The 24,875-nt window shown below is 62.5% G+C and carries 24 protein-coding genes; 7 read left to right on the top strand and 17 right to left on the bottom strand.

Annotated features, from left to right (window positions below; translation table 11 throughout):
• Positions 1 to 3 precede the first annotated feature (3 nt).
• Together RT21_RS02515 and RT21_RS02520 are read right to left on the bottom strand one after the other, a co-directional pair.
• Positions 4 to 996 carry an asparaginase gene (locus RT21_RS02515; RefSeq protein ID WP_046161490.1) on the bottom strand — a complete coding sequence of 331 codons (993 nt, stop codon included), beginning with the start codon at positions 994 to 996 and terminating at the stop codon, positions 4 to 6.
• 59 nt (positions 997 to 1,055) lie between these two features.
• Complete coding sequence (locus tag RT21_RS02520; protein WP_045423394.1) at positions 1,056 to 2,501, bottom strand: alanine/glycine:cation symporter family protein; 1,446 nt, start codon at positions 2,499 to 2,501, stop codon at positions 1,056 to 1,058.
• A 151-nt stretch (positions 2,502 to 2,652) separates the two neighbouring features.
• Here RT21_RS02520 and RT21_RS02525 point away from each other — a divergent pair, with 151 nt between their 5' ends.
• Positions 2,653 to 3,474, top strand: a complete 822-nt coding sequence (locus RT21_RS02525) for a helix-turn-helix domain-containing protein (RefSeq protein ID WP_045423396.1) — start codon at positions 2,653 to 2,655, stop codon at positions 3,472 to 3,474.
• A gap of 130 nt (positions 3,475 to 3,604) precedes the next feature.
• On the opposite strand, the gene RT21_RS02530 is transcribed toward RT21_RS02525, so the two are convergent.
• Entirely contained in the window at positions 3,605 to 4,363 is a 759-nt protein-coding gene (locus tag RT21_RS02530; protein WP_046161491.1) for a substrate-binding periplasmic protein, read from the bottom strand.
• Between the two features lie 124 nt (positions 4,364 to 4,487).
• Positions 4,488 to 5,912 (bottom strand): aspartate ammonia-lyase, encoded by a 1,425-nt coding sequence (locus tag RT21_RS02535; protein ID WP_046161492.1) that lies wholly within the window; start codon positions 5,910 to 5,912, stop codon positions 4,488 to 4,490.
• Between the two features lie 192 nt (positions 5,913 to 6,104).
• Between RT21_RS02535 and RT21_RS02540 the strand changes: the two genes are divergently transcribed.
• The gene (locus tag RT21_RS02540; protein ID WP_046161493.1) at positions 6,105 to 7,031 is read left to right on the top strand and encodes a LysR substrate-binding domain-containing protein; all 927 of its coding nucleotides are present in this window, start codon (positions 6,105 to 6,107) and stop codon (positions 7,029 to 7,031) included.
• A 129-nt stretch (positions 7,032 to 7,160) separates the two neighbouring features.
• Here the strand turns inward: RT21_RS02540 and adhP are convergent, their stop codons facing one another.
• The gene (gene adhP / locus RT21_RS02545; protein ID WP_046161494.1) at positions 7,161 to 8,183 is read right to left on the bottom strand and encodes an alcohol dehydrogenase AdhP; all 1,023 of its coding nucleotides are present in this window, start codon (positions 8,181 to 8,183) and stop codon (positions 7,161 to 7,163) included.
• Positions 8,184 to 8,430: 247 nt separating this feature from the next.
• Here adhP and purE point away from each other — a divergent pair, with 247 nt between their 5' ends.
• The 5 genes from purE (at position 8,431) to RT21_RS02570 (ending at position 11,630) form a co-directional block, all read left to right on the top strand.
• Positions 8,431 to 8,922: a 5-(carboxyamino)imidazole ribonucleotide mutase gene (gene purE, locus RT21_RS02550; protein WP_045423408.1), complete on the top strand. Its 492-nt coding sequence runs from the start codon at positions 8,431 to 8,433 to the stop codon at positions 8,920 to 8,922.
• The gene (locus tag RT21_RS02555; protein WP_046161495.1) at positions 8,923 to 10,008 is read left to right on the top strand and encodes a 5-(carboxyamino)imidazole ribonucleotide synthase; all 1,086 of its coding nucleotides are present in this window, start codon (positions 8,923 to 8,925) and stop codon (positions 10,006 to 10,008) included. It begins immediately after the preceding gene.
• Between the two features lie 101 nt (positions 10,009 to 10,109).
• Positions 10,110 to 10,361, top strand: a complete 252-nt coding sequence (locus RT21_RS02560) for a GlsB/YeaQ/YmgE family stress response membrane protein (protein ID WP_045423412.1) — start codon at positions 10,110 to 10,112, stop codon at positions 10,359 to 10,361.
• A 51-nt stretch (positions 10,362 to 10,412) separates the two neighbouring features.
• Positions 10,413 to 10,943 (top strand): DUF3299 domain-containing protein, encoded by a 531-nt coding sequence (locus RT21_RS02565; protein WP_046161496.1) that lies wholly within the window; start codon positions 10,413 to 10,415, stop codon positions 10,941 to 10,943.
• A 3-nt stretch (positions 10,944 to 10,946) separates the two neighbouring features.
• Entirely contained in the window at positions 10,947 to 11,630 is a 684-nt protein-coding gene (locus tag RT21_RS02570; RefSeq protein WP_046161497.1) for a uracil-DNA glycosylase family protein, read from the top strand.
• 4 nt (positions 11,631 to 11,634) lie between these two features.
• On the opposite strand, the gene RT21_RS02575 is transcribed toward RT21_RS02570, so the two are convergent.
• The 12 genes from RT21_RS02575 to RT21_RS02630 all read right to left on the bottom strand — a co-directional run bounded on the left by RT21_RS02575 (position 11,635) and on the right by RT21_RS02630 (position 24,835).
• A complete protein-coding gene (locus RT21_RS02575) occupies positions 11,635 to 12,714 on the bottom strand; it encodes an FAD-dependent oxidoreductase (protein ID WP_046161498.1) in 1,080 nt (359 codons plus the stop codon).
• Positions 12,715 to 12,938: 224 nt separating this feature from the next.
• The gene (locus RT21_RS02580) at positions 12,939 to 13,829 is read right to left on the bottom strand and encodes a D-hexose-6-phosphate mutarotase (protein WP_046161499.1); all 891 of its coding nucleotides are present in this window, start codon (positions 13,827 to 13,829) and stop codon (positions 12,939 to 12,941) included.
• Positions 13,830 to 13,981: 152 nt separating this feature from the next.
• Positions 13,982 to 14,671 carry an ABC transporter permease gene (locus tag RT21_RS02585; RefSeq protein ID WP_046161500.1) on the bottom strand — a complete coding sequence of 230 codons (690 nt, stop codon included), beginning with the start codon at positions 14,669 to 14,671 and terminating at the stop codon, positions 13,982 to 13,984.
• Entirely contained in the window at positions 14,668 to 15,363 is a 696-nt protein-coding gene (locus tag RT21_RS02590; protein WP_046161501.1) for an ABC transporter permease, read from the bottom strand. Before RT21_RS02590 ends, RT21_RS02585 begins: the two co-directional genes overlap by 4 nt.
• 62 nt (positions 15,364 to 15,425) lie before the next feature.
• The gene (locus RT21_RS02595) at positions 15,426 to 16,181 is read right to left on the bottom strand and encodes an ABC transporter substrate-binding protein (RefSeq protein WP_046161502.1); all 756 of its coding nucleotides are present in this window, start codon (positions 16,179 to 16,181) and stop codon (positions 15,426 to 15,428) included.
• A 16-nt stretch (positions 16,182 to 16,197) separates the two neighbouring features.
• The gene (locus RT21_RS02600) at positions 16,198 to 16,971 is read right to left on the bottom strand and encodes an ABC transporter ATP-binding protein (protein ID WP_019340445.1); all 774 of its coding nucleotides are present in this window, start codon (positions 16,969 to 16,971) and stop codon (positions 16,198 to 16,200) included.
• Between the two features lie 294 nt (positions 16,972 to 17,265).
• Positions 17,266 to 19,323 (bottom strand): BCCT family transporter, encoded by a 2,058-nt coding sequence (locus RT21_RS02605; protein WP_046161503.1) that lies wholly within the window; start codon positions 19,321 to 19,323, stop codon positions 17,266 to 17,268.
• Between the two features lie 220 nt (positions 19,324 to 19,543).
• Positions 19,544 to 20,323 carry a substrate-binding periplasmic protein gene (locus RT21_RS02610; RefSeq protein ID WP_045423429.1) on the bottom strand — a complete coding sequence of 260 codons (780 nt, stop codon included), beginning with the start codon at positions 20,321 to 20,323 and terminating at the stop codon, positions 19,544 to 19,546.
• A gap of 114 nt (positions 20,324 to 20,437) precedes the next feature.
• The gene (locus RT21_RS02615; RefSeq protein ID WP_046161504.1) at positions 20,438 to 20,785 is read right to left on the bottom strand and encodes a DUF3325 family protein; all 348 of its coding nucleotides are present in this window, start codon (positions 20,783 to 20,785) and stop codon (positions 20,438 to 20,440) included.
• Positions 20,778 to 22,358, bottom strand: coding sequence for a PepSY-associated TM helix domain-containing protein (locus RT21_RS02620; RefSeq protein WP_256203864.1), 1,581 nt, complete (start codon positions 22,356 to 22,358; stop codon positions 20,778 to 20,780). Before RT21_RS02620 ends, RT21_RS02615 begins: the two co-directional genes overlap by 8 nt.
• Positions 22,358 to 22,672, bottom strand: a complete 315-nt coding sequence (locus RT21_RS02625) for a hypothetical protein (protein WP_156155711.1) — start codon at positions 22,670 to 22,672, stop codon at positions 22,358 to 22,360. Before RT21_RS02625 ends, RT21_RS02620 begins: the two co-directional genes overlap by 1 nt.
• A gap of 30 nt (positions 22,673 to 22,702) precedes the next feature.
• Positions 22,703 to 24,835 (bottom strand): TonB-dependent receptor, encoded by a 2,133-nt coding sequence (locus RT21_RS02630; RefSeq protein WP_046161505.1) that lies wholly within the window; start codon positions 24,833 to 24,835, stop codon positions 22,703 to 22,705.
• Positions 24,836 to 24,875: the final 40 nt, after the last annotated feature.

Below are 24,875 nucleotides of genomic sequence, written 5' to 3' on the forward strand. Positions count from 1 at the left end.
CGATCAGTCGACGCGTTCGCCGCAGAGGTCGAGTGCGAACCAATGCTCGACCTCGGTCTGCGACAGCCCGGCACCGAGCAAGGCGAACAACTTGCCCAGCGCGGCCTCCCGGGTCATGCCGCCGCCTGACATCAGTCCGCTGGCTTCCAGCTTGCTGCCGGCGGCGTAGATGCCGAACTCGACGTGGCCCTGCGGGCATTGGCTGATGGCGGCCAGGACGATGCCGCGCTGATGGGCGTCCTGTAACGCCTGCAGCAGCTCGGTGTCATCGGCGGGACCGGTGCCGCTGCCATAGCACTCGATCAGCACCCCCTGCACGCCACTGGACAGCAGTGCTTGCAGCTGCGCCGCCTGGATGCCTGGATAGAGCGGAAGCACCGCCAGGTTCACCTGCTGACGGGGGTGGCGATAGTCGAGCGCTGCGGGAATGCTGGGTGCGCGTTGGCCCTGACGCAGCCGCGGCAGCACGCCGAACGCATCGAGGCTGGCGGTACCCAGTTTGCTGACCCGGGCGCCGTGCATGAGTTTGCCGGCGAAGTAAAGGTGCACACCAGGCTCGACGCCAGCGTGCAATGCCTGCATCGCACCGAACAGGTTGTCCCAGGCGTCGCTATCGGGCGCACCGGCGGGCAGCATCGCCCCGGTCAGCACTACCGGCACCTCGAAGCCCAACAGCAGGAAGCTCAAGGCAGCAGCGCTGTAGGCGAGGGTGTCGGTGCCATGCAGGACCAGGACGGCGTCACAGCCATCTTGCTCGACGCCGGCCCGAATGGCCTCAACCATTGCCAGCCAGTGGGTCTGGTTCATGTTGGCGCTGTCGATGGGCGGTAGCAGTTCGCGGAACTGCCATTCCGGCACGGCCAGTTCGGGGTGCTTGTCCTGCTGGTCGCGCAATCTGCTGGCGAAGCCAGAAGCGGGCATCAGCCCTTCGGCGCTCTGTTGCATGCCGATGGTGCCGCCGGTGTACAGCACCAGGGTGTTTCTGGAAGCCGACATAGGGGTCTCCTATATGAAAACAGGGGCCAGCGGCCCCTGTTCAAGCGACGCGGACCAACTTAACGCTGAGGTGCCTGACTGGCAGCGGTGGCGTTCATGACCGGAGACTGGTCGCCCACTCTGGCTGGCCAGACGCTCGGGTCCAGATCCAGGTCGGCAAAGTTCTTCGGATCGAACACCGGTGACTCCACACCGGCCTTACGCTGGCTATCGTAATCGCGCATCAGGCGCAGGCCTACCTTGAACAGCAGCGCCAGGGCGATCAGGTTGCAGATCGCCAGCAGACCCATGGTGACGTCGGCAAAACCGAATACCGTGCCCAGGTCCTGGATCGAGCCCCACATCACCAGAGCAATGACCATGACCCGGTAGACCAGAACCGGCCAGCGCTTGCCGGTAAAGAAGCCCAGTGCGTTCTCGCCGAGGTAGTAGTTGTAGATCAGGGTGGTGAACACGAACAGCAGCAGTGCCACGCTGATGAAAACCCGGCCCCACTCGCCGACGACGGCGGCGACGGCGGTTTGCGTCAGTACAACGCCGGCCATCTCGCTGCCCGGCTCGAACACGCCGGAGAGGATGATGATCAGCGCGGTGCAGCTGCACAGCACGATGGTGTCGATGAACACGCTCAGCGACTGCACGATGCCCTGCGCCACCGGATGCTTGACCTCGGCGACTGCCGCGACGTTCGGCGCGCTGCCCAGGCCGGCCTCGTTAGAGAACAGGCCGCGCTTGACCCCCATGATGATCGCCGCACCGATGCCGCCGGCGAAGGCGGGCTCAAGACCAAAGGCGCTGCGGAAAATGGTGCCGAAGGCTTCAGGAATGGCGCTGGCGTTGCTGCCGATGACGAAGACGGCCATGGCGATGTAGGAAAACGCCATGATCGGCACGAGTACGTCGGCGAACTTGGCGATGCGCTTGATGCCACCAAAGATGATCAGGCCGATCACCACCATCAGCACGATGCCGCTGATGTAGGTCGGCACGCCAAAGGTGTCGTTCATCGAGCTGGCGACGGTGTAGGACTGCACGGCATTGAAGCCGAAGCCGAAGGTCACCAGCAGCAGCAGCGATACCACGATGCCCAGCCAGCGCTGGCCGAGGCCGTGTTGGATGTAGAACGCTGGGCCGCCGCGATAGCCACCGTCGCTCTCGCGGCGCTTGTACAGCTGGGCCAGGGAACATTCGAAATAGCTGGTGGCCATGCCGACCAGCGCGACGATCCACATCCAGAAAATCGCACCGGGTCCGCCAAGCATGATGGCGACCGAGACACCGGCGATGTTGCCGGCGCCGACGCGACCGGCGACGCTGAGCATCAGCGCCTGGAATGAACTGAGTTGGCCCGGCTGCCGTTTGAAGGCCTCGCCGAAGATCTGAAACATGCTGCCGAAGTAGCGGAACTGGACGAAGCGCGAGGCGATGGTGAAGTACAGGCCTAGGCCAATCAGCATCACGATGAGCAGCTTGCTCCAGATGAGATCATTGAGAAGATCGAGCATGACGGAAGGGTCTCTCTTGTTGTTTTGACAAATGTTGAAACACAGGGCCGGAATGGTTGGCCAGACTCGATGGTCATGCAATTGCGCGGGTCGCGGCGATCTGGCGCGAGTTGATGCTAGAATCGCGCCGCTCGCATCACAGGGATCGATCATGCAAGACCACCTCGGCGCCAATCTCAAGCTGCTCTGCAGCCATTACCGCTCGATCGCCGAGGTCTGTCGCAAGCTGACGATCAACCGCGCTCAGTTCAACAAATACCTGAATGGCCAGAGCCGCCCAACCGCTCACAACCTCAAGCGCATCTGTGATTTCTTCGGGGTCGAAGGCTACGAGCTGAGCCTGCCCAGCGACCAGTTCACCCAGCTGATCGGCATGCGCAGCCATGACCAGGAACGCATCGCCGCCAGCGACCCGCTGCTCGAGCTGTTCCAGCCGATGCGCGACAACGCCAACAGCCTGTCGCGTTACTGCGGCTACTACTTTGAATACGCCAACTGCATGTCCGTGCCAGGGCAGATCCTGCTGTCGCTGGTGCATTTGCGCGAGGACCGTGGCAGCTACGTGTTCGAGCGACAGGAACGTCAGGAGCAGTCGCGCCCCGACAATCCCAAGCAGGAGGACTGGGTCGTGCGCTGCCGCTACCTGGGTGCGGCGTTCTATCTTCAGGACCGTTTGTTTCTCATCGACTACGAGTCGCTGACGGGAAATGAAATGAGCCAGACCATCCTCATTCCCAGCTTCAAAAGTCGCATCAGTCGTCTTAACGGATTGAAGACTGGTGTTTCCAGCGGTGACCGCCGCACCCCGGCCTGCACCCGGGTGGTCTGGGAATACCTGGGCCGTGAGATTAACCGGGTCAATGCCTATCGGCAGGTGATGCTCTATGGCCTGGATGATCCGCGCATCGACCCTGAAATCCGCGAGCGACTGGCGGCGGTATCGTTGCGCGACGGGTTGTTCGAGATCGAGTGAGGGTGGGGTGCGCTGGCGGGCGATCGATCAGGGTTGATCCAAGGCCGGCTGAAATCTGGAGCGAAGAGCGGCTTGGTGGGGTGTTGCACGTTGCGATGGCGCGCCTCGCGCCATCGACCCGGTGCTGGGTTCAGCAGAGTTCAGGATGCTTGACGCAGGTGCCGTAGCCTTCGGTCTTCATCTCGTCCAGGGCGTTCTGCAGGCGGGTAACCACTTCATCCGGCGTCTCCTTGTTCAGCGCCAGGTACAGCGGTGCGGAGTTGAACACCAGCACGGTATTCAGCCCGCCCACCCCTTCCTGCTTGGCGTAGTAGCGCCAGACCGGGTCGGAGGTGGCCCAGAGGTCGATTTTGCCGCTGAGTAGCTTCTGCAGATTTTCCTGGTCACGCAGCGAGTTCACCGGCGTCAGGCCCTGCGCTTCGACGCGTTGGCTCACCGCGCTGCTCTTGTAGGCACCGATGGTGTAGTCCTTCGCTTGTTCGAGGCTGGTCAGCTTGAGGGTCGAGCCGGGTGCCGAAAGCAGGACGCTTTCGTACTGGGCGATAGGACCAACCCATTTGAACAGTGGGCGCCGGGCATCGGTCATCGACGTCGAAAACAGGCCGTGATTCGGCGAGTCCAGGGTCGCCTGGTAGATGCGATCCCACGGAAAGCGCAGCGTCATCGAGTAGGCGATGCCGGCGCGCTTGAACATTTCCTGAACGGTTACGGCGCTGATGCCCTGGATGTGCTCTTCCTTGGCGAAGTTCTTGCCACCGTCAGCCATGTTGAAAGGCGGGAAGTTCTCGGTCTGCAGTACCACTTCGTAGCCTTGCGGGAGCTCCGCATGAGCGAGCGGCGCGCCGATGATCGAGCTGAACAGCAGGGTGATGGCGAGTAGTCTGCGCATGGGGCCTCCGGGAAATCGGCGGAGTCTACGCAAGGGCGGAAAACGGTGGCTTGTGCCGCATCACGCTTTGGCGGGTACGCCTGCGCCGCCTCGTCCGAAGGCGGCGCAGGCAGTGCTGGCGGCGTTACGCCTTCAGCGGCACCAGCCGTGGCGCAATCATGTTTTCCGGACGCAGGATGTCGTCGAGGGTGGCGTCGTCGAGCAGTTGCTCCTCGCGCACCAGTTCCAACACGCCGCGGCCGCTGAGCAGTGCCTGGCCGGCGATGCGGGTGGCGTTCTCGTAGCCGATGTAGGGGTTCAGCGCGGTGATCAGTCCGATGGAGCTTTCCATCAGCTGACGGCAGCGATCCTCGTTGGCTGTGATGCCAATGATGCAATGCTCGCGCAGCATGTCCATGGCGCGCTGCAGCAGGCGGATCGAGTCGAACAGTTTGAAGGCAATCAGCGGCTCCATGACGTTGAGCTGCAGCTGCCCGGCCTCGGCGGCCATGGTCAGCGCCAGGTCGTTGCCGATCACCTCGAACGCCACCTGGTTGACCGCCTCGGGGATCACCGGATTGACCTTGCCCGGCATGATCGAGCTGCCTGGCTGACGCGCAGGCAGGTTGATCTCGTTGATGCCAGTGCGTGGGCCGCTGGACAGCAGGCGCAGGTCATTGCAGATCTTCGACAGCTTCACCGCCAGGCGCTTGAGCATGCTGGAGAAGGTGACGAAGGCACCCATGTCAGAGGTGGCTTCGATCAGGTCGGCGGCGGGTTTCAGTGGGTGGCCACTGATTGTCGCCAGGCGTTGCACCGCCAGGTTCTGGTAGTTCGGATCGGCATTGATGCCGGTGCCGATGGCGGTGCCACCTAGGTTGACCTCGACCAGCAACTGCGGGGCGATCAGGCGCAGGTGCTCGAGGTCTTCGCCGAGGGTGGTGGCGAAGGCGCGAAATTCCTGGCCAAGGGTCATGGGCACCGCGTCCTGCAGCTGGGTGCGGCCCATCTTGAGGATATGCGCGAATTCGGCGGATTTACCGGCGAACGCCTGCACCAGGCTATCCAGGCTGGCCAGCAGCGTGTCATGCCCCAGTAGCAGGCCGAGGCGGATGGCGGTGGGGTAGGCGTCGTTGGTCGACTGCGCCATGTTCACGTCGTTGTTCGGGTGCAGGTGGCGATACTCGCCTTTGGGGTGACCCATGTATTCGAGCGCCAGGTTGGCGATCACCTCGTTGGCATTCATGTTGGTCGAGGTGCCGGCACCGCCCTGAATCATGTCGACGACGAACTGGTCATGATGCTCGCCGCGGATAAGGTGCGCGCAGGCCTGGCTGATCGCGGTGTGCTTGGCATCGCTGAGATGGCCTAGCTCGCGGTTGGCGTCCGCCGCCGCCTGCTTGACCATGGCCAGTGCCACCACCAGTTTCGGAAAGTGCGAAAGCGGCACGCCGGAGAGGTGAAAGTTGCGCACGGCGCGCAGGGTCTGAATGCCGTAATAGGCGTCAGCGGGTACTTCAAGGGGGCCAAGCAGATCTTTTTCGAGGCGGAACGATGCAGCGGAGGACATGAGGGTTCTCATCCGAGAGAAAAGCGGCGATTGCCGCGAAGGCCGCTACCATAGGGGTTGAGCGGCTTTATCGGCCAATGCCGTTAAACACTGGGTCATGCCAAATCGGCATAGGCGTGGTGTGACGCGGTTGCGTTGCCGAGCGTTATTTCGCTGTGTGAGGGACCATCCCCAGGCCCGTCAGGAGTCGGCATGAACATCGAAACCAAGTGGCTGGAAGATCTGGTCGCCCTGGCGGCGACGCGCAGTTTTTCTCAAGCGGCAGAGCGGCGCTTCGTCACCCAGCCCGCGTTCAGTCGACGTATCCGTAGCCTAGAGAACTGCCTCGGCCTGACCTTGGTGAACCGCGCCAAGACGCCGGTTGAGTTGACCGAGGCGGGGCAGCTGTTTCTCGTCACCGCACGCAACATGATCGATCAGATGGGCGAGGTCGTTCAGTACCTGCACAACCTTGAAGGTCAGCGCGGCGAGGTGCTGCAGATCGCCGCCGCGCATTCGCTGGCGCTAGGCTTCTTTCCACAATGGCTGGCGCGCCTGCGTCAGGATGGGGTGCCGGTGAACAGCCGTCTGGTCGCAACCAATGTCGGCGAGGCGGTGCATTCGCTACGCGAGGGCACCTGCGATCTGATCCTCGCCTACTACGATCCGGATGCCGCGTTGCAGATGGATCCCGAGCTATTCCCCTCCCTGTCGCTCGGGCGTACCGAGATCGTGCCTGTCTGTGGAGTCGATGCGGCGGGCGAACCGCTGTTCGATCCGGACAGCGGCCAATCCGTCCCGCTGCTGGCCTACAGCGCCGGTGCCTCGCTGGGACGTTCGGTTAACCTACTGCTACGCCAGCGCGGTCTGCGATCCTCGACGGTGTACGAAACCGCCATGGCCGATAGCCTGAAAAGCATGGCGATGCAGCGGCTCGGCCTGGCCTGGGTGCCCCGGTTGAGCGTGACGGCCGAGCTGGAACGCGGGGAGCTGGTGGTCTGCGGCGGCGAGCACTGGCGCGTGCCGTTGGAAATTCGCCTGTACCGCTGCGCACTGGTGCGCAAGGCGCCGGTCCGCCTGCTTTGGCGCAAGCTGGAAGCGGGTGCGGGGCAGGGCGTGGAGGGGTTGCTTGTGGAGTGAGCCGCCGTCCGCTGGCAGCGTTATGTTTACGGCGGCGATTGCCCAATCGTAGGTCGCTCAGTTGCGTTTATCGCCAGCAAGCTGGGCTCCTACAGGCTGGCGCTAGGGCCGTGCGGGCCTAGCGCGTTGCTACATGCTCATCACGATCCGGCCTTCGATGGTGCCGGCGCGCATCTGGTCGAAGATCTGGTTGATGTCGTCCAGCTTGCCGCTGTGGATGGTCGCCTTGACCAGGCCTTCGGCGGCGAAATCCAGTGCTTCCTGCAGATCCGCGCGGGTGCCGACGATGGAGCCGGTGATACTGATCGCCTTGAGCACCACGTCGAAAATCGGCGTTGGGAAGTCGCCCGGCGGCAGCCCGACCAACGCGACGGTGCCATGCCGCCGCGCCATGCCGATGGCCTGGCCAAACGCGCTGTTGGACACCGCCGTGACCAGTACGCCATGGGCACCGCCAATATCGCGCTGGATGACTTCAACCGGATCTTCCGTATGGGCGTTGATGGTCAGGCTGGCGCCGAGTTTTTTAGCCAGTTCGAGCTTGGCGTCGTCGACATCGACCGCCGCCACGTGCAAGCCCATCGCCTTGGCGTACTGCACCGCAACATGCCCCAGCCCGCCTACACCGGAAATCACCACCCACTGTCCCGGTCGTGCGTTAGTCACTTTCAGCCCTTTGTAAACCGTCACGCCCGCGCAGAGGATGGGTGCGATTTCGTCGAAGGCCACCTCTTTGGGCAGAAGGCCCACATAGTTGGGGTCGGCCAGGACGTACTCGGCATAACCGCCGTTGACCGAATAGCCGGTGTTCTGCTGCTCGGCGCAGAGGGTTTCCCAGCCCGTGAGGCAGTGTTCGCAGCAGCCGCAGGCGCTATACAGCCAGGGCACGCCAACGCGGTCGCCTTCCTTGACGCGGCTGACCCCACTGCCGACTGCTGCGACATAGCCGACGCCTTCGTGACCTGGAATGAACGGCAGGGGCGGGCGTACAGGCCAGTCGCCCTCGACCGCGTGCAGGTCGGTGTGGCAGACGCCGCACGCCTCAATCTTCACCAAAATCTGTCCTGGGCCGGGTAGGGGCACCTTTACTTCTTCGATGCGCAGCGGTTCACCGTAGGCATGGGCCACGGCGGCTTTCATGGTCTGGGTCATGGCTGTCTCCTTGCGATCGGAAGGCCGAGTCTGCACCCGGTCAGACGTCGTGGCCATTGACCTCGGGCAATCCGGGAACATTTGCCAGCCGTTTCAGATGACCGGTCGCAGGTGCTGGGGGCGGGGGCCTGCGTTATACTGCGCGGCCTTTGGTCGGACCGGTTCCGACCCTGTTCCTGCACGGCCGCGCTGTTTTCAGCGCGGCCGTTGTTCCTGATGCGCCTAGGCGCCGAAGAGAGGCACGACGATGACCGCACTGGTAGGCGTGATCATGGGCTCCAAGTCCGATTGGTCCACCTTGAGCCACACCGCAGACATGCTGGAGAAGCTCGGCATTCCGCACGAAGTCACCGTGGTGTCCGCACACCGCACGCCCGATCTGCTGTTCCAGTACGCCGAACAGGCCGAAGCTCGGGGTTTGCGGGTAATCATCGCTGGCGCCGGCGGTGCTGCCCATCTGCCGGGCATGTGCGCGGCCAAGACGCATCTTCCGGTGCTCGGCGTACCGGTGCAGTCCTCGATGCTTTCCGGTGTCGATTCGCTGCTGTCGATCGTGCAGATGCCGGCCGGCGTACCGGTGGCCACCCTGGCTATTGGCAAGGCAGGCGCGATCAATGCCGCGCTGTTGTCGGCCAGCATTCTCGGCCACGAATTCCCTGAATATCATGCCGCGCTGAAGAAATTCCGCGACGAGCAGACCCAGACCGTGCTCGATAACCCGGACCCGAGGGACGCGTAAATGAAGATTGGCGTGATCGGTGGCGGCCAGCTGGGCCGCATGCTCGCCCTGGCGGGAACCCCGCTGGGCATGAACTTCGCGTTTCTCGACCCGGCCCCGGACGCCTGTGCGGCGGCACTCGGCGAGCATCTGCGTGCGGATTACAGCGATCAGGATCACCTGCGTCAGCTGGCCGATGAGGTCGACCTGGTGACCTTCGAGTTCGAGAGCGTGCCGGCTGAAACCGTCGCCTTCCTGTCGCAGTTCGTGCCGGTTTATCCAAGCGCCGAGGCGTTGCGTATCGCCCGTGATCGCTGGTTCGAGAAGTCGATGTTCAAGGCGCTGGCAATCCCGACGCCCGAATTTGCCGACATCCAGTCCCAGGCCGATCTAGATGCAGCGGCCGCCAGCATTGGCCTGCCGGCCGTACTCAAGACCCGCACCCTGGGGTATGACGGTAAGGGCCAGAAGGTCCTTCGCAAGCCATCCGACGTCATCGCCGCCTTCGCCGAGTTGGGCAGCGTGCCCTGCATCCTCGAAGGCTTCGTGCCTTTCACCGGAGAAGTGTCGCTAATCGCGGTACGCGGGCGTGACGGCGAGACCTGCTTTTATCCGCTGGTCCACAACACCCATGAAAACGGCATCCTGCGGTTGTCAGTGGCGAGCAGCAACCATCCGCTGCAAGCGCTGGCCGAGGATTACGCGGGGCGCGTGTTGGCAGAGCTGGAGTACGTCGGCGTGCTGGCCTTCGAGTTCTTCGAAGTCGACGGCGGGCTCAAGGCCAATGAGATTGCGCCGCGCGTGCACAACTCCGGTCACTGGACCATCGAAGGCGCCGAGTGCAGCCAGTTTGAAAATCATCTGCGAGCGGTAAGCGGTTTGCCGCTCGGCTCGACAGCCAAGGTTGGCGAGAGCGCCATGCTCAACTTCATCGGTGAAGTGCCCGCCGTGGCCAAGGTGATCGCCGTCGAGGACTGCCATCTGCATCATTACGGCAAGGCGTTCAAGGTCGGACGCAAGGTCGGCCATGCCACGCTGCGCTGCCCGGACCGCTCCACGCTGGATCGGCAGATCACAGCCGTTGAGTCGCTGATTGCCCGCGATTGACCGTCCGGCCGTCTGGCTTGCTGCTTTTGGCGGCGAACTGGCTGGATCGCCTCAGGTCCGAGAATACGCAACGCTTATTTTCGGACTTGAGGAGATTGCCCATGGGCATCATCGGAACCATTATCATCGGGCTGATCGTAGGCCTCATCGCTCGCTTCCTGAAGCCCGGCAACGACAGCATGGGTTGGATCATGACCATCCTGCTGGGTATCGGCGGTTCGCTGCTGGCCACTTACGGCGGACAAGCGCTCGGTCTGTATAAAGCCGGAGAAGGTGCAGGCTTTATCGGTGCGGTCGTCGGTGCGATCATCCTGCTGGTCATCTACGGCATGGTCACCAGCCGTAAACACTGATTCGCCCCGGGGCCGTGCCCTGCGGCCCCGTTCTCTCATCTCTCGGTTGTCATGCGCGCCTTAATTCTGTCCCTCCTGCTTTGCTGTGTATCCATTGCCCATGCCGCCCCGGCGGAGCTCGACTGGCTTGAGCTGATGCCTGCTGAGGATCGTCAGGCGCTGGAAGAGATGCCGGAAATCGAGCATGACTCGCCGGAAAACGACGGTTTCAGCGATCAGGGTGGTCTCAAACAAGGGGCTGGTCTGCCCGCGGTGATGTATTCGGCCAAAACCGTGCCGTCACTCAACGGCAAGCAGGTCCGTCTGGGTGGCTACCCGGTCCCGCTGGAAACCGACAGCCAGGGCCGCAGCACTGAGTTCTTTCTGGTGCCTTATCCGGGCGCCTGTATTCATGTCCCACCGCCACCTCCCAATCAGATCGTGATGGTCCGCTACCCGGCCGGGATCATGCTGGACGATATCTACGCGCCGCTCTGGGTCGACGGCGTGCTGCAGATCGAGCCCGTGAGCAATGATCTGGCCGATGCGGCCTACACGATCTCGGCAGCCGAGGTGAAGCTGGTGGACGAAAGCGACCTCTAGCCGATGTCCAAGCCGCTGCCCGTTAAACCGTCACTGCGCCAGGCCTTCCGCGAACTGGCAGTTGAAACCGAGGGTATCGACGAGGCGGTCTACGAGGCGTTCGATAAAGACCCACTGGAGCCGATCATCGGCCTCGGACCGGCGGACGCGCCCCTTGCGTTCTTTGGCCGCGATCCAGGGCGCGAAGAAGTGCGCCACGGTGAACCCTTCATTGGCGGCGGTGGCCAGCTGGTCCGCCGTGCTCTCTATCGGCATGTGCATGGCGACGAAATGCCGGATTTCGAGGCCAGCCGCGCCATCGGTGACGGGTTATTCTGGATCAACACCGTGCCTTACAAGCCGCTCGGTAATCGCGCATGGTCGATGGCGGTCAAGCGTCGCTTTCATCCACTGATGCGCCAGTTGTTGCTCGACCACTGGCAGGGTCGCGACATCATCACGCTAGGCCGTGAGGCGTTTCTCTGGTTTGGCCTGGAGCAGCCCCGCGACGTGCGCCAGCAACTCGAGGCGTTCTGGCGGCGAGACGATCGTTTCACAGCGCATTTCGATCTTGGGCTGGCGGCGGAAGAGGGCGGTCAGAGAACGTTTCACCTGCATCCACTGCCGCATCCCTCGCCACGCAACCTGACCTGGTTCAAGCGTTTTCCAGAGTTGCTGGAGGCGCGTCTGCAGCAGTTACTCGGCTGACCCCTTAGCTCTCGGCGCTGTGACGGCGCACGAAGCGGCGATCGAGATGATCCTTCAGGTCACCGAGCATTCGCCCTTCGACCGCCACCCCGCCCCAGCTCAGCAGCGCGCCATGTTGGCCATCGGCCAGCAATGCGAGGCTGTGCGCCTGCGGATGATAGTGGCGCAGCGGTTGGCCGATCGATACACGAGCGAGGTTGGTGGCGAGCACGCGCCCCTGGCGCACCGCATGTACGCCGTTATGAACGGCGCCGGGTAGGCTGGCGCAATCGCCGCTGGCGAACACATGGGGGTGTGAGCGACTCTGCAGGGATGGGCAGATCTCGATGAAGCCACGTCCGTCCACGCGCAGGCCCGACTCGCGCAGCCAACCCAGCGGGCTGGGACCTGTGGCGACGATCAGGCGTCGCCCGCGCCAACGCACCTGGCCGTCGCCGATCAGGGTACTGCCATGCACGGTCTGGATCGGGGTGTGCTCATGAACGTGCACCTTGGCATCTTGCAGGTGCCGCAGTGCCAGCCGTCTGAGGCGAGGCGGATGACCGGCAAGCAGCTCGTCTGAGCAGAACAGATCAGTCGCTGGAACACGCCCGGCCACGGCCAAAGCCAATTCGATGCCCGCCGCACCGCCGCCAACTATACCCACCGCTTCGGGAATTTCCTGCCACTGTTGCCAGCGGCGGATGAAGTCGGCGAATGGCTTGACCGAGAGCAACTCCATGCCGTCATCGGTCTGTTCCGGCAGCCAGGGCAGGGAGCCCAGGTTCAACGACAGCCAGGTGCTGCGCAGCGTCTCGCCGGTCGCCAGAAGCAATTCAGGCGTTTCGGGAAGCAGTGCGACCAAGGTGCCCTGGATGAATTCCACTTCGGCTGCGGCACACAGCTTGGGCAGCCCAACGCGGCAGTCTCGCGTCTGGTAATGCTCGGCAACCAGCCCGGGCATCATGCCTGAATACCAGGCGTGGGGTTCGGCCGAGACCAGTCCGATCCGGCCCGCTGGCCGGTCGCGACTGGCCCACTGGCGCAGCACCCCGAGATGGCTGTGTCCGCCGCCGGCCAGTAGGAAATCGAAGTCGGCGTTCATAGCGCATCAGAGCTGGGATGATGCAGACGCGGCGAGGGCTGGCGGGGGACCGTCTTTAGCGGCGTGGCTTCCATGGCAGAAGTCCTCCAGAGCATTGCAACTGGCCGGCAGGCTTGCATCAGCGCCCCCGGCCGTCGACCGGGTGGGGATGGTGCTCGCTTGCAGTATAGATTCAATACGTCTCGTTGCCCGGATCCTTGGCCAGCCGTTCGCTGCCGGTCGGGTCAGATGCTTTCGGCGCTGATCGAGACGCTCAGCGTGTGGCTGGCGCTGGGCTCGAGCTGGATCACATCATCCATTACGTTGGCCGTCTCGATGCACAGCATGCGTTGCCAGGCATCGTCGGCAAACTGCGACAACCGCTGTGCCTTGGCGATCCAGGGGTTCCACAGGATCGCCGAGCGTGAACCTCGCGTCTCGAGAAGGATTTGTCGCTTGAGGCCCGGGTCGCGTAGGCTCAGCCTGGAAGGCAGATCCCAATAGATACGATCGGTCTCGCCGCCGAATACCAGGTCGCCCTGTTGCTGTAGCTGCTGCCAGTCGTCCAGGGTTTCGATATAGGGACGCCCATCCAGTCCCTCGACCGTCACCTGATGGATGTCGCTGATGGCGAAGTAGCTGTGTAAGGCCTGAGACAACGCGATTGTCGTGTCGCCGCGGTTGTGGCTGGTCAGCGACAGGTGCAGGCCCTTGCTGTCCAGGCAGATCTTCAGGCTCAGCTCGACGGCATGCGGCCAGCCGGGCAGCTCGCGGTTGCAGGCAAACGCCAGGGTGACACTCTCGTCATTGCTGTCGCTGCGTGCCATCACCCAGTCGATGTTGCGCACCAGCCCGTGGGCCGGCGCGGGCTGGCTGCCCTGGTAGGTGTCTTGAACCGGCTGCGGGTTGCGCGCCAGATCGCCAAACCAGGGCCAGCAAACCGGCACGCCGCCCCGCACCGCCTGTCCAGCTTCAAACGCGGCTTCTTCGCTGAGCCAGATGATCGGTGCCGCCTCGCCCTGTCGATAGCTAAGTACCTGGGCGCCTTGCTCGGCGACGATCACTTCGGCGTCTCCGTGACGAAGGCGCCAGCAGCTGAGTTGGTCCTTTTCGATGCGCTGAATGTCGACGGGCATGGGCTGTCTCGTTGGCTATGGGATGGTGTGTTGAGACCCTGCCGTGGCTCAGGGATTCCGCGAACGGCCGTGCGTGGCGAGCGAGGGGGCCGGGCCTGTGCCGAACGGCCCGCGGCGCACGGCCGCGGGCTCAGGCGAGTAGGGCTGAGGGTTCAGCGCCCTTGGCAGGCGTCGACACGCAGCCAGCGCTCCAGCAGCTTGAAGCCCTGCATCAGCACGAAAGCAATGATGAGGTAGATCAGGCCGGCGGTGAGGAACATCTCTTCGTGCATGTAGGTGCGCGCAGCGATTTTGCGCGCCATGCCGGTCAGCTCTAGCAGGGTAATGGTGCTCGCTAGGGCGCTGGCCTTGAGCATCAAAATCACTTCGTTGCTATACGCAGGCAAGCCGATGCGGGTTGCCCGCGGCAAGATGATATGGCGCAGAGCCTGATAGCGTGACATGCCTAGCGCGCGGGCCGCCTCGACTTCCCCGGCCGGTACGTTCTGGATCGCCCCACGCAGGATCTCCGCAATGTAGGCGGCGGTGTGCAAGGTCATGGTGATGATCGCGCACCAGTAAGGATCGCGTAGGAACGGCCACATCCAGCTTTCGCGGACGGCCTCGAATTGGGCCATGCCGTAGTAGACGAGGAACAGCTGGACCAGCAGCGGCGTGCCACGGAAGAAGAAGATGTAGCCATAGGGCAACGCGCGCACCGCCAGCAGGCGCGACGACCGTGCGATGCCCAGCGGCAGTGCGAGAAACAGGCCTGCTACCACCGAGACACCAACCAATTGCAATGTCAGCCAGGCACCTTCGATAAAGTCGGGCAGCCACTTGATGAACAATTCCCAGCTCATGCGGCACTCCTGATAAAGCCACGACCTGCGCGTTTTTCAAGGAAATACATGCCAGCCATGGCAATGACCGTCAGCCCCAGGTAGATGCAGGCAGCCACCACGAAAAAGACGAAGGGTTCTTTACTAGCCGTCACGGCGATTTGTGAGGTCCGCATGATCTCTTCCAGGCCGATGACTGAGACCAGCGCGGTGTCTTTCATCAGGATCATGAACAGGTTGCCCAGGCCGGGCAGGGCCAGGCGCCACATTTGTGGAAGGATCAGTCGCAGGAAAACCCGCCGTTTGCCCAGGCCCAGTGCGAGACCGGCTTCGCGATGGCCTTTGGGAATAGCCAGCAAGGCGCCACGGAACACCTCGGTGGCATAAGCGCCGAAGCACAGGCCGAGGGCGATAGTACCGGCAGCGAATGGGCTGAGCGCCAGATTCTCGATGCCGAAGAGCTCGCCGATGCCGCGTACCAAGCCGATGGTGCCGAAATAGATCAGCAGTACCCAGAGCAGTTCGGGAACGCCGCGAACGATGGTCGAATAAGTGCCGCCCACCCAGCGCAGGGTGGCGTATGGCGATGTCTTGGCAAGTGCGCCGAGCAAGCCGAGCACCAGGCCCAAGGCCAGGGATGCTACGGCCAGCTGAATGGTCATCCAGGTACCGGCGATCAGCGCCGGACCGAATCCGTGAAGGTCGGGAATCATATAGGCTCAAACACCAAAGCCCGGCCTACCATTATTGGTGGCCGGGCTTTGATTCAGACGGATCAGTAGATGTTGAAAGGGAAGTACTTAGCGTTGATCTTCTCGTAGGTGCCATCGGCCCGGATTTCAGCCAGCGCCTTGTTCAGCTTTTGGCGCAGCTCATCGTTGCCCTTGCGCACGGCGATAGCGATCTTGTCGTTGTCGAACACCGGCTCACCCTTGAACTCGAAATCCTTGCCGGCATCGCTCTTGAGCCATTCCCACTGCACGAAAGAGTCGGCGAGGATGCCGTCGACGCGGCCCGAGGCCAGGTCGAGGTAGGCATTTTCCTGGGTGTCGTAGAGCTTGATGTCGACTACGTCGTCCATGTTGTCTTCGAGCCAGGTACCGGCGATGGTGGCCCGCTGAGCGCCGATGGTCTTGCCTTCCAGGTAGCTTTCGTCAGTCTTGAAATCGACCGACTTCGGCGCCACGAACTGCAGCTTGTTGGTGTAGTAGTGATCGGTGAAGTCGACGGCGTTCTTGCGTTCCTCGGTGACGGACATCGAAGCCGCGAGGAAATCGAACTTGCCGGCGTTCAGGGCGGGGATGATGCCGTCCCAATCGGAGGTCACCACTTCGCATTCCACTTCCATCTTGGCGCACAGGGCGTGAGCGATGTCGAGGTCGAAGCCGACCACCTGGCCGCTGGAGTCGATCAGGTTGAAGGGTGGGTAGGCACCCTCGGTACCGATGCGCAGCTTGTCGGCGGCGAAGGCGTTGGCGCCGAGCATCAGGGTGGCGGCGGCAGTCAGCAGAATCTTCTTATAGCTTTTCATGCGGTGTGTTGCTCCATTAGCGATGGCTGGACATGAACTGTTTACAGCGTGCCGATTGGGGGTTGTCGAACACCTGCTCCGGCGTTCCTTGCTCTTCGACCAGGCCCTGGTGGAGGAAGACCACCTCACTGGAGACCTGCTTGGCGAAGTTCATTTCATGAGTGACCAGCAGCATAGTTCGGCCCTCATCGGCCAGCGACCGGATCACTGCAAGCACTTCTTGTACCATTTCCGGATCGAGCGCCGAGGTGGGTTCGTCGAACAGGATTACCTGGGGCTGCATCGCCAGGGTGCGCGCAATCGCAGCGCGCTGCTGCTGGCCACCGGACAGCTGGTTCGGGTAAACGTGGCGCTTGTCGGCTATTCCCACCTTGGCCAGCAACGCCTCGGCCGTTTCGGTGGCTTCGGCCTTGCTCTGGCCCAGGACGCGACGCGGCGCCTCGATGATGTTGTCGAGCACGCTCATGTGCGGCCAGAGATTGAAATTCTGGAACACGAAGCCCAGCTTGCTGCGCATCTGGTTGATCTGCTTGGCGTCTGCAGCGACCAGATCACCGTCTTTGGCGCGCTTGAGGCGCAGCTGCTCGCCCGCGACGATGATCTCGCCCTCGTTGGGGTTTTCCAGCAGGTTGATGCAGCGCAGGAAGGTGGATTTCCCAGAGCCGGACGAGCCGAGGATCGAGATGACGTCGCCATCGCGGGCGGTCAGCGAGATCCCTTTGAGAACTTCCAGATCGCCGTAGCGCTTGTGCAGATTACGAATTTCCAGTGCAGGTATGGCCTCGGCCATAGAGCTTCCTCTTCTCGAACCCGGTCATTGCCTGGCTCGTTTCTATGTAAATTGCGCTCCGGCCAACTGCTCGCCGTCCTGGCGAGGCGCAAACCTAGCATGCGAGGGGGCATGCGCCAAGCGCGGCGCGGCCCCGAGCGCAGTGACCGGTCGGTCACGGTATCTGCCAAGGCCAATGTGCCCTTACCTATATAGATGAAATTGACGTCACCCGCCTGATACGGCGGCAGGTTCGGGTGACAAACGGCTGGCCGGCCCCTGCTTGGTGGGCCGGCGACTAGCTGTTCGAACCCTTTAGGTCGGGTCGCTCTTCGGCAGATCGGGATCGCCGGTGAGCATCTCGTCGTGCTCGCCCATTTTCCAAGGCAGGCTGCCGGGTGAGATATGCAGGAAGTGCAGGTACTTCTCGAACTGATCGAGGATGTCGCTGATGATGTCAGCCTGGTCGTACCCGTAGATGTCGTAGTGCTGACCCCCGCGGCGCAGGAACACCTCGGCGCGGTAGTACTGCTCGTCCGTGTCTGGTCCCTCGGACAGGGCGAACGCCGGCATGGCGTAACCGACCGCGCGGATCTCATAGACGAAGTCCACCTGGTCCTCCTTGATTACTTCCAGATACACCCGCGAGTTGGCTTCGTCGGTATGCACCTCGGCGTTCCACTCCTGGCCGCCAAGCTCACGCTGCACACGGCGCATGGCCTTGAGGACGGTACTGCTCATGAACGCGTCGACGTGCCCGCGATCGGGAAAGCTGACCATGCCGGCCAGACGCTTTTTCCACAAGCCAGGGCCGGCATTGCTGGCCAGTCGGCTGCTCTGCATATGGTTCTGCAGGCTGGTCTCATGGTGCCCTTCGATCACCAGCGCACGCCACATGCCCAGCGCCGCAATCATCATGATGATGGCAAAGGGTAGGGCACTGGCGATGGTCATGGTCTGCAGGGCGCTGAGCCCGCCCGCCAGGAGCAGCGCAGCGGCGACCACGCCTTCGATACTGGCCCAGAACACCCGCTGCCAGACCGGTGTGTGACTGGCGCCGCCTGCCGCCAGGGAGTCGATAACCAGTGAGCCGGAGTCGGACGAGGTGACGAAGAAGGTAATGATCAGCACCACCGCCAGGAACGAGGCGATCGACGTCATTGGCAGCAGCTCGAACAGCTTGAATAGCGCGATGGCGTTATCGGCCTGCACGTCAGTGATCAGTGAGGTATAGCCTTCGACCATGATCAGATGCAGCGCGGTATCGCCGAATACCGAGAACCAGAGAAAGGTGAAGATGGTCGGCACGAACATCACGCCGAAGACGAACTGGCGGATGGTCCGGCCGCGGCTGATCTTGGCGATGAACAGACCAACGAAGGGCGACCAGGCGATGGTCCAGCCAAAGATGAACAAGGTCCAGTTGCCGATCCAGTCACTTCGCGAATAGGCCTGGAGGTTGAAGGTGCGTTCGATGATGTTGTTCAGGTAACTGCCGGTGTTCTGCAGAAATGTCTCAAGGATGAAGATGCTCGGACCGACCAGAAAGACGAACAGCATCAGGCCTATCGCCAGGATCATGTTCAGCAGCGACAGGTTCTTCACGCCCTTGTCGAGACCGGCGACCACCGAGCAGATCGCCAGACCGGTGATGATCGCGATGGCGATGATCTGCACGTTGATGCTGATCGGAATCGAGGGCCAGAGGTAATTGATACCTGCGTTGATCTGAGTGACCGACAAGCCGAGCGTCGTGGCAATGCCGAACAAGGTGCCGAGAATGGCGAACACGTCCACCACGTGACCGATCGGGCCGTAAATTCGCTCGCCAATGATCGGGTACAGCGCCGAGCGCATGGACAGCGGCAAGCCGTGGCGGAACGAGAAATAAGCCAGCACCAGCCCCGTCAGCCCGTAGATGGCCCAGATGTGGAAGCCCCAGTGGAAAAACGCGATCTGCATCGCCTGCTTGGCGGAGTCGACAGTCTCCGCCGCGCCAGCCGGAGGCGAGGCGTAGTGCAGCACCGGTTCCGCGACGCCGAAGAACAGCAGCGCGATGCCGTAGCCTGCGGAGAACAGCATGGCGAACCACGCCGGGAAGCTGTATTGCGGCTCTGCGTGATCCGGTCCTAGCTTGATGTTGCCCCAGGGCGTCATCGCGATGCCGACGATGAACACCAGGAAGAACGCCACCGAGAGCATGTAGAACCAGCCGAAGTTGGTGGTGATGAAGGCCAGCGTCGAGCTGAACACCTCGCCGGCCAGGTCCGGGTTGCTGATCGTGCCGACCACCAGCAGCAGGGTGACGACCACCGCTGGAATGAACACGGGAAAGAGAATGATGGACCTGGGTAGCTTTTTGTCTGCTTCCATGAGGATGCTGGCCTCCGGTTGGCGGGTGGGATGGAAAACGCGCTATGGCTCCCAAAGCGAAACTGCTATCTGAAAGGGTAGACGGCGATTTGGCGGCGAATACTCACCAGATCATGTTCATGCGGAGGAATTGTCTTGCAGAGTGCAGCACTGACGACGTAGTAGGCCGGCTCGCCTGCGACGTCACGCTGTTGCATCGGCTGAGTTGCTAGGGTTTGGCTCAGTAGGCGGGTTCGAGCTGGTGACGGCGCAAGATCGCGGGCACCGTACCGTCGGCAATCGCCTCATCCAGTGCTTGCTCGAACGCCTTGAACTGCGCCTCGCTTATGGTGCTGCGTGACAACCCGATGCCATAGGTGATCGGGCCCATCTCGCCAGCCTCACGCACGCCTGTAAGCTGCTCATCATCGATCAGGTGCCAGGCAACATCCTGATTGAGCACCGCCAGACCCTCCTTGCCGAAACGTCCGGACTGCAACATGCGCAGCAGGCGGCGGTTATCGGCAGTGAGGTGCAGGCGTACGTCAGGCACCGACTTGAGGCGCTCGGATAGCACATAGGACGTCCCGGAAGGCCCGTAGACCCCGACCAGCCGGCCAGCTAAGTCGCTCGGTTGATTGAAGACAAAGCTGCTGTCGGTGCGGGCGAAGACGCTGTAGCGTGACGTGACCAGCATCCGACTGATGTGGAAAATTTGCTCACGTTGCGGTGACCGTACCAGCGTGAAAATGCCATCCGCCTGTCCCTGCTCGGCCAGCCGCAGTGCACGCCGCCAGGGGTATAGAGCGATCGAGCAGTCCTGCTGCAAACGGGCGCAGACTGTTTGTACCACCTCCACCAGCGGGCCGCCGGCATTGGCTCCTGCAGCGGAGCTGACCGAGCCTTGCGCAGGGTAGGTGAAGGGCGGGAAGTCCTCGGTCACGAAGCGCCACTGCGCCGCACCGGTTTGAGTGGCGATCGACAGCAACCCGATCAGCAGAATCGAGAGAACCCTTTGCATGGCTTGCTCCTTGCGAGGTGTCCGGCCTTTCCTTGGCGGCTGCATGGCAGCCGGGGCAGGTTTGCGACCTGCGCTGTCGTCGCTGTTAGCCTAGCCGAGATTAAGTCGGCGCATCTATGTTTGGTTCGATACCTGCCCTCCAAGCAGGCAGCAGGCCTGAAGCAATGGGCGCAACCAAGCGGGCTTCCAGGCAAGGGTCAGCGCGAGGCTAAAGGCTGCCGCGCTAGCCAGCAGTACCCACAGGACTGTACCGAAGCCCCCGCCCTGTCCGGCTAGCAGCAGCGCCAATGCCGTGAACAAGCACAGGGTCGCGCAAAGCGCTCGCATTCGTTGGCCGCCCGCAGTCGGGATGCAAGCGCTGGGGTCGACTCCCTTGCGATGCGCCTGCTGACAGAGCGCTAGTAGTGCGAAAGCGAGATAACACAGAAAGAACGCCAGCACCGAGCCGAGCCAGTCAGGCATGCCGGTGCGCCTCAGGTTCAGGAGGATTATTCGACTGGCGTGCCTGACTGGTCAGGCGAATTCGTCGTGCCGCTAGCAGGCAGGAGCCAGCGAGTGCCAGCAGCATCAGGTCCATGCCAGCGATGGCAGCCTTGCCGTGCCACAGGCTATGGAGCAAATGATCGCCGGTTGTGAACCCGTTCAGCAGTACGCAGGCGATGGCCAATCCGCCGACGGCCTGCAACTGACGGCACCATGCCTGGGCCGGGTACCACGCGGCGTGGGCCATGGTAGTGAGCCAGCTCAAGAAGAACACCCAACCCTCCAGCACTGCGCGCTGATTGCCGGTTACCGGCCCGTCCAGTGGCAGCAGGCGATTGGCAACAAAAAAGGTCAGGGTGGCAATGATTAGCCCGGGGCCCGCCGTCACACTCAGCGCTTCGACCAGGCGCGCCCCGATCCGTCCTTGACGCTCGTGCCTGGCCCGCCGCGAGCCGGTCCAGAACAACAGGCCGCTACCGATCAGCACACAGCCGGCCAGACCGCCGGCGAAGTACAGCCAACGCAGCGTCCAGTGATCGAACTGGATGAAATGCAGGCCCGTCAGGAAGCGTTGAACCCCGGCGATGGGAGCCGCCGAGTGCTGGTAAAGCAGCGCGCCGGTGGTCACATCGAAGGTCAGCCGGTCGGCATTCATCGTTACAGCCCGGGTATGAGCACGGCGGATCTCGACATGTCCGTTGCGATCAAAGGGATTCCGGACGCGGACCAGATAGGCCTCGCCAGGCTTGCCTTGGCTCGTCCAGATCGCCTGTGCACTGTCCAGCATGGTGTCTAGCGATGCGATGTCAGTGGACGGGCCCGACGGCGGGCGGAAATAGGTGCCCAATCCCTCAAGCTTCAGCTGCGCCTGGTCGCTCGGGTAGAGCGCCTGAGCGACGCTGGGAAAGTAGATCAGGCAGCAAATGACCAGTCCGGACAGGCTGATCATGAAATGAAAAGGTAGTACCACCACGCCGGTGAGGTTGTGCAGATCGAGCAGGCTGCGCTGCAGTCGCTTGCGGGGGCGAAAGGTGAAGAACTCGGCAATCAGCTTTCGGTGCGCTACGACGCCCGACACCAGCAGCACCAGCATGCCCATGGCAGCGGCACCGACCAGCCAGTAGCCGACGCTGCGCCAGTTCAGATGCAGGCTGAAATGGAACGGGAAGATGAAGCGGGTACCGCCCCAGCTGCCTTGGTCGACAATCAACTCGCCGGTGTGCGGGTTGATGTAACGGCGCACCCGCCCATGCTGCGGGTCCTCATAATCGAGTTGCAGCACCGGTACGCGTGGGGTCGGCAGGTTAATCGTCCAGACTGGCGCGTCAGGGGCCAAGTTTTTTGCATGTGGCAGAACCAGCCGATCGAGCGACAACTGCGGTGGCGGCTCCGCCAGGCGAGTACCGGGTTGCATCCAGCGGTCGATTTCCCGATCGAACACTGACAGCGAACCGGTCCAGAAGATTGCTAGCAGCAGGCTACCGAGCAGTACGCCCGCCCAGGTATGCAGCCAGCTCATTGATTGGCGAAAGCCTTTGCCTGGCGCCATCATCAGTACTCGACCAGCGATGGAGCCAGCCCGTAAGACAGCCCCACGCCTATCACGATGCCTACCGACAGCCAGGCCCAGACCCGCCAGACGCTAGCCTCCGTAAAGCTCCACAGCAGCAATGCGAGGTACAGGACAAACCCCAGCATGGCGACCAGGAACACCGCTTCGCTGCGCGCCATACCTCCGGCCAGCACCAGCAGTTGAGCGCCAGCGGAGGCCAGCGATGCCGTGCAGGCATAGCCGCCACCAATCGCTGCGACGACACGTAGCATCAGGGTGCCGCGTCCGGTCCGGCGGACCGCGGCGGTCTTCACGTTTTGCTTCTGCGTCGCCGCGCCCATCGCTTAGAAACTGACTTGGTATCCGAGCGTGAGGGTGCGCCCGCGGCCGTTGAATACGCGACCGTCACGGGTGACTTTCGAGCCGGTATTGGCGGCCTGCGAGTAGTACGTCAGATAGTCACGGTTAAGCAGGTTCTCAACCCCTAAGCTGACTTCGCCGAGCGGCAAACGATAGCCCACGTAGGCATCAACCAGCGTGTAGCCCTCGAACTCCAGGCCGGGCGTGTCGAAATCACGGCTGGCGTAGTGGTTGGCCTGCAGCAGGCTATGCAGCTCGTCGGTCCAGTTAGCCTGCCAGCTGGCGCCGTAACGGTTCGGTGAGATGTTGGCGCCGTTGAGGTCGGTATCGACCTTGCCGTCGCCATCGGTATCGGACCGGCCATCGACCTGGGCGTACATCAGCTTCAGGCGATGCGCGTCGTTGACCTGCCAGCCGCCGGTGAATTCGACGCCGTCGATTTCGGTGCGCTCGCGCCGAATCTGGTAAACCCCGCCCACGCTGTCCAGGCGCGATCCGAGCTCGGCGTCGGACTCGTAGTAGCTGATCTCGGCATCGAACGGACCATGGTTCAGGCGAAAGCCGATCTCGCGGTTCTCAGTGACCACTGGTTGCAGGTCGAGAAAGTTGTCGACGCTCGTGCCAGGCGTGCCGATGCCGCGCAACACGCGGCCCACATCCGGCATGCCGAACCCTTCGGAGTAGTTGCCGAACAGCTGGACCCAGTCGGTTATCTGCCAGACCAAACCCGCGTTGTAGAGGGTTTCTTCGAAGGTCGGATTGCCGCCTTCAACGTCCACACCTCCGAGGCCCGGGTTGGTTGAGGCGATGGTGCTAAAGCTGTCCACATCCAGATCGGCGAACTCGTGGCGAACCCCGGCGAAAAGGGTAAGGTCTTCCAGCGCTCTGATTTCCGCCTGAAGGAAGGGGGCATAGTTGCGGAAAACGGTTTCCGGCACCCACTCGCGATCGGTCAGGATCAGTTGCTGGCTGGTGGTGTCTTGCAGCACATCGAGACCGCCGGTGAGCATCAGGTGGTTGTCGAGCAGGCCGTCACGGCTGAGCGTCAGCTTGCCGCCGATCTTGTCCGACTCGTTCTGTGATTGGTCGAACAGCGTGCCGACCGGTGCGATGCCGGCGTCCTGAAAGGTGCCGTTGGTGCCACCGCCGAAACGTGCGCGGAAGCGCTGGGTATATAACTGCAGGCCCAGCTCGTTGCCGTACAGATCGGCATGTTTGTAGGAGAGGCTGGTGGCCAGCACTTCGTTCTGTGGCGCCTCGCCCTGAGGGTCACCCTTGCGCGAGGTCGCGGGAATATCGGCGTCGGCATCGCCGGGCACGTTGACGTATTCGTGCTCGCCTTCGACCTCGTAGCGATTGACCATCAGGCCGATGTTCTGGTTGTCGTCGAGCCAGTAGCCGAGCTTGACCAACAGGTCGGTGCTGGTCGAATCCATCACATCGCCCTGGGTATCGTCGACGCCGATCAGGTCGCCATTCGCGTCGTAGAACATCCCCTGGGTCTGCCAGCTGGTGCCGACCAGATAGTCAAAGTTGCCCTGTGTGCCCTCGACCCGATAGTCCAGCTTGTAGCCAAGCCCTTCTGACTCGTAATCGGTAGGCGCGGTGAAGCTGATCCCGGCGTGCTGGCGCAACGTTCCGCTTTCGGGGCGACGGGTAACGTAGTTGATGATGCCGCCGGTGCCGCCGAGACCATGCTCGGCACTGGCGCCGTGAATCACCTCGATGCGTTCTACCATCGAAAGATCAATGGTGTAGCCGTCACGCTGACTGTCACGCAGAGGGGTCGATTGCGGTACGCCATCGATTAGGATCAGCGCCGAGCGGCCACGAAAGGTTTCGCCCGCGCTGCTCATCTTCTGACGGCTCGGCGAGTAGGAGGGAATCAGGTTGCTCAGTACTGCGCCGTGGTCCGAGGTGATCGCCAGCTGCTGTTCGATCTGCTCGCGATTGATCACTGTGATCTTTTGCGGCGTCTTTCCAGCTTCGCTTCTGGCACGTGTCGCACTGATGGTGACAGCTTCCAGCTCGGTGGCGTCATCGGCCAGCGCAGGCATCGACGAGAGTGAAAGGGTCGCTAGGGATACGGACAGACACAGACAGGTTTTGCGAAACACGTGAAGGCTCCCGATGTTGGTGTTTTTCGTGGGGAGCGAG

Source organism: Pseudomonas sp. 10B238 (genome assembly GCF_000970615.1).
GTDB lineage: Bacteria > Pseudomonadota > Gammaproteobacteria > Pseudomonadales > Pseudomonadaceae > Stutzerimonas.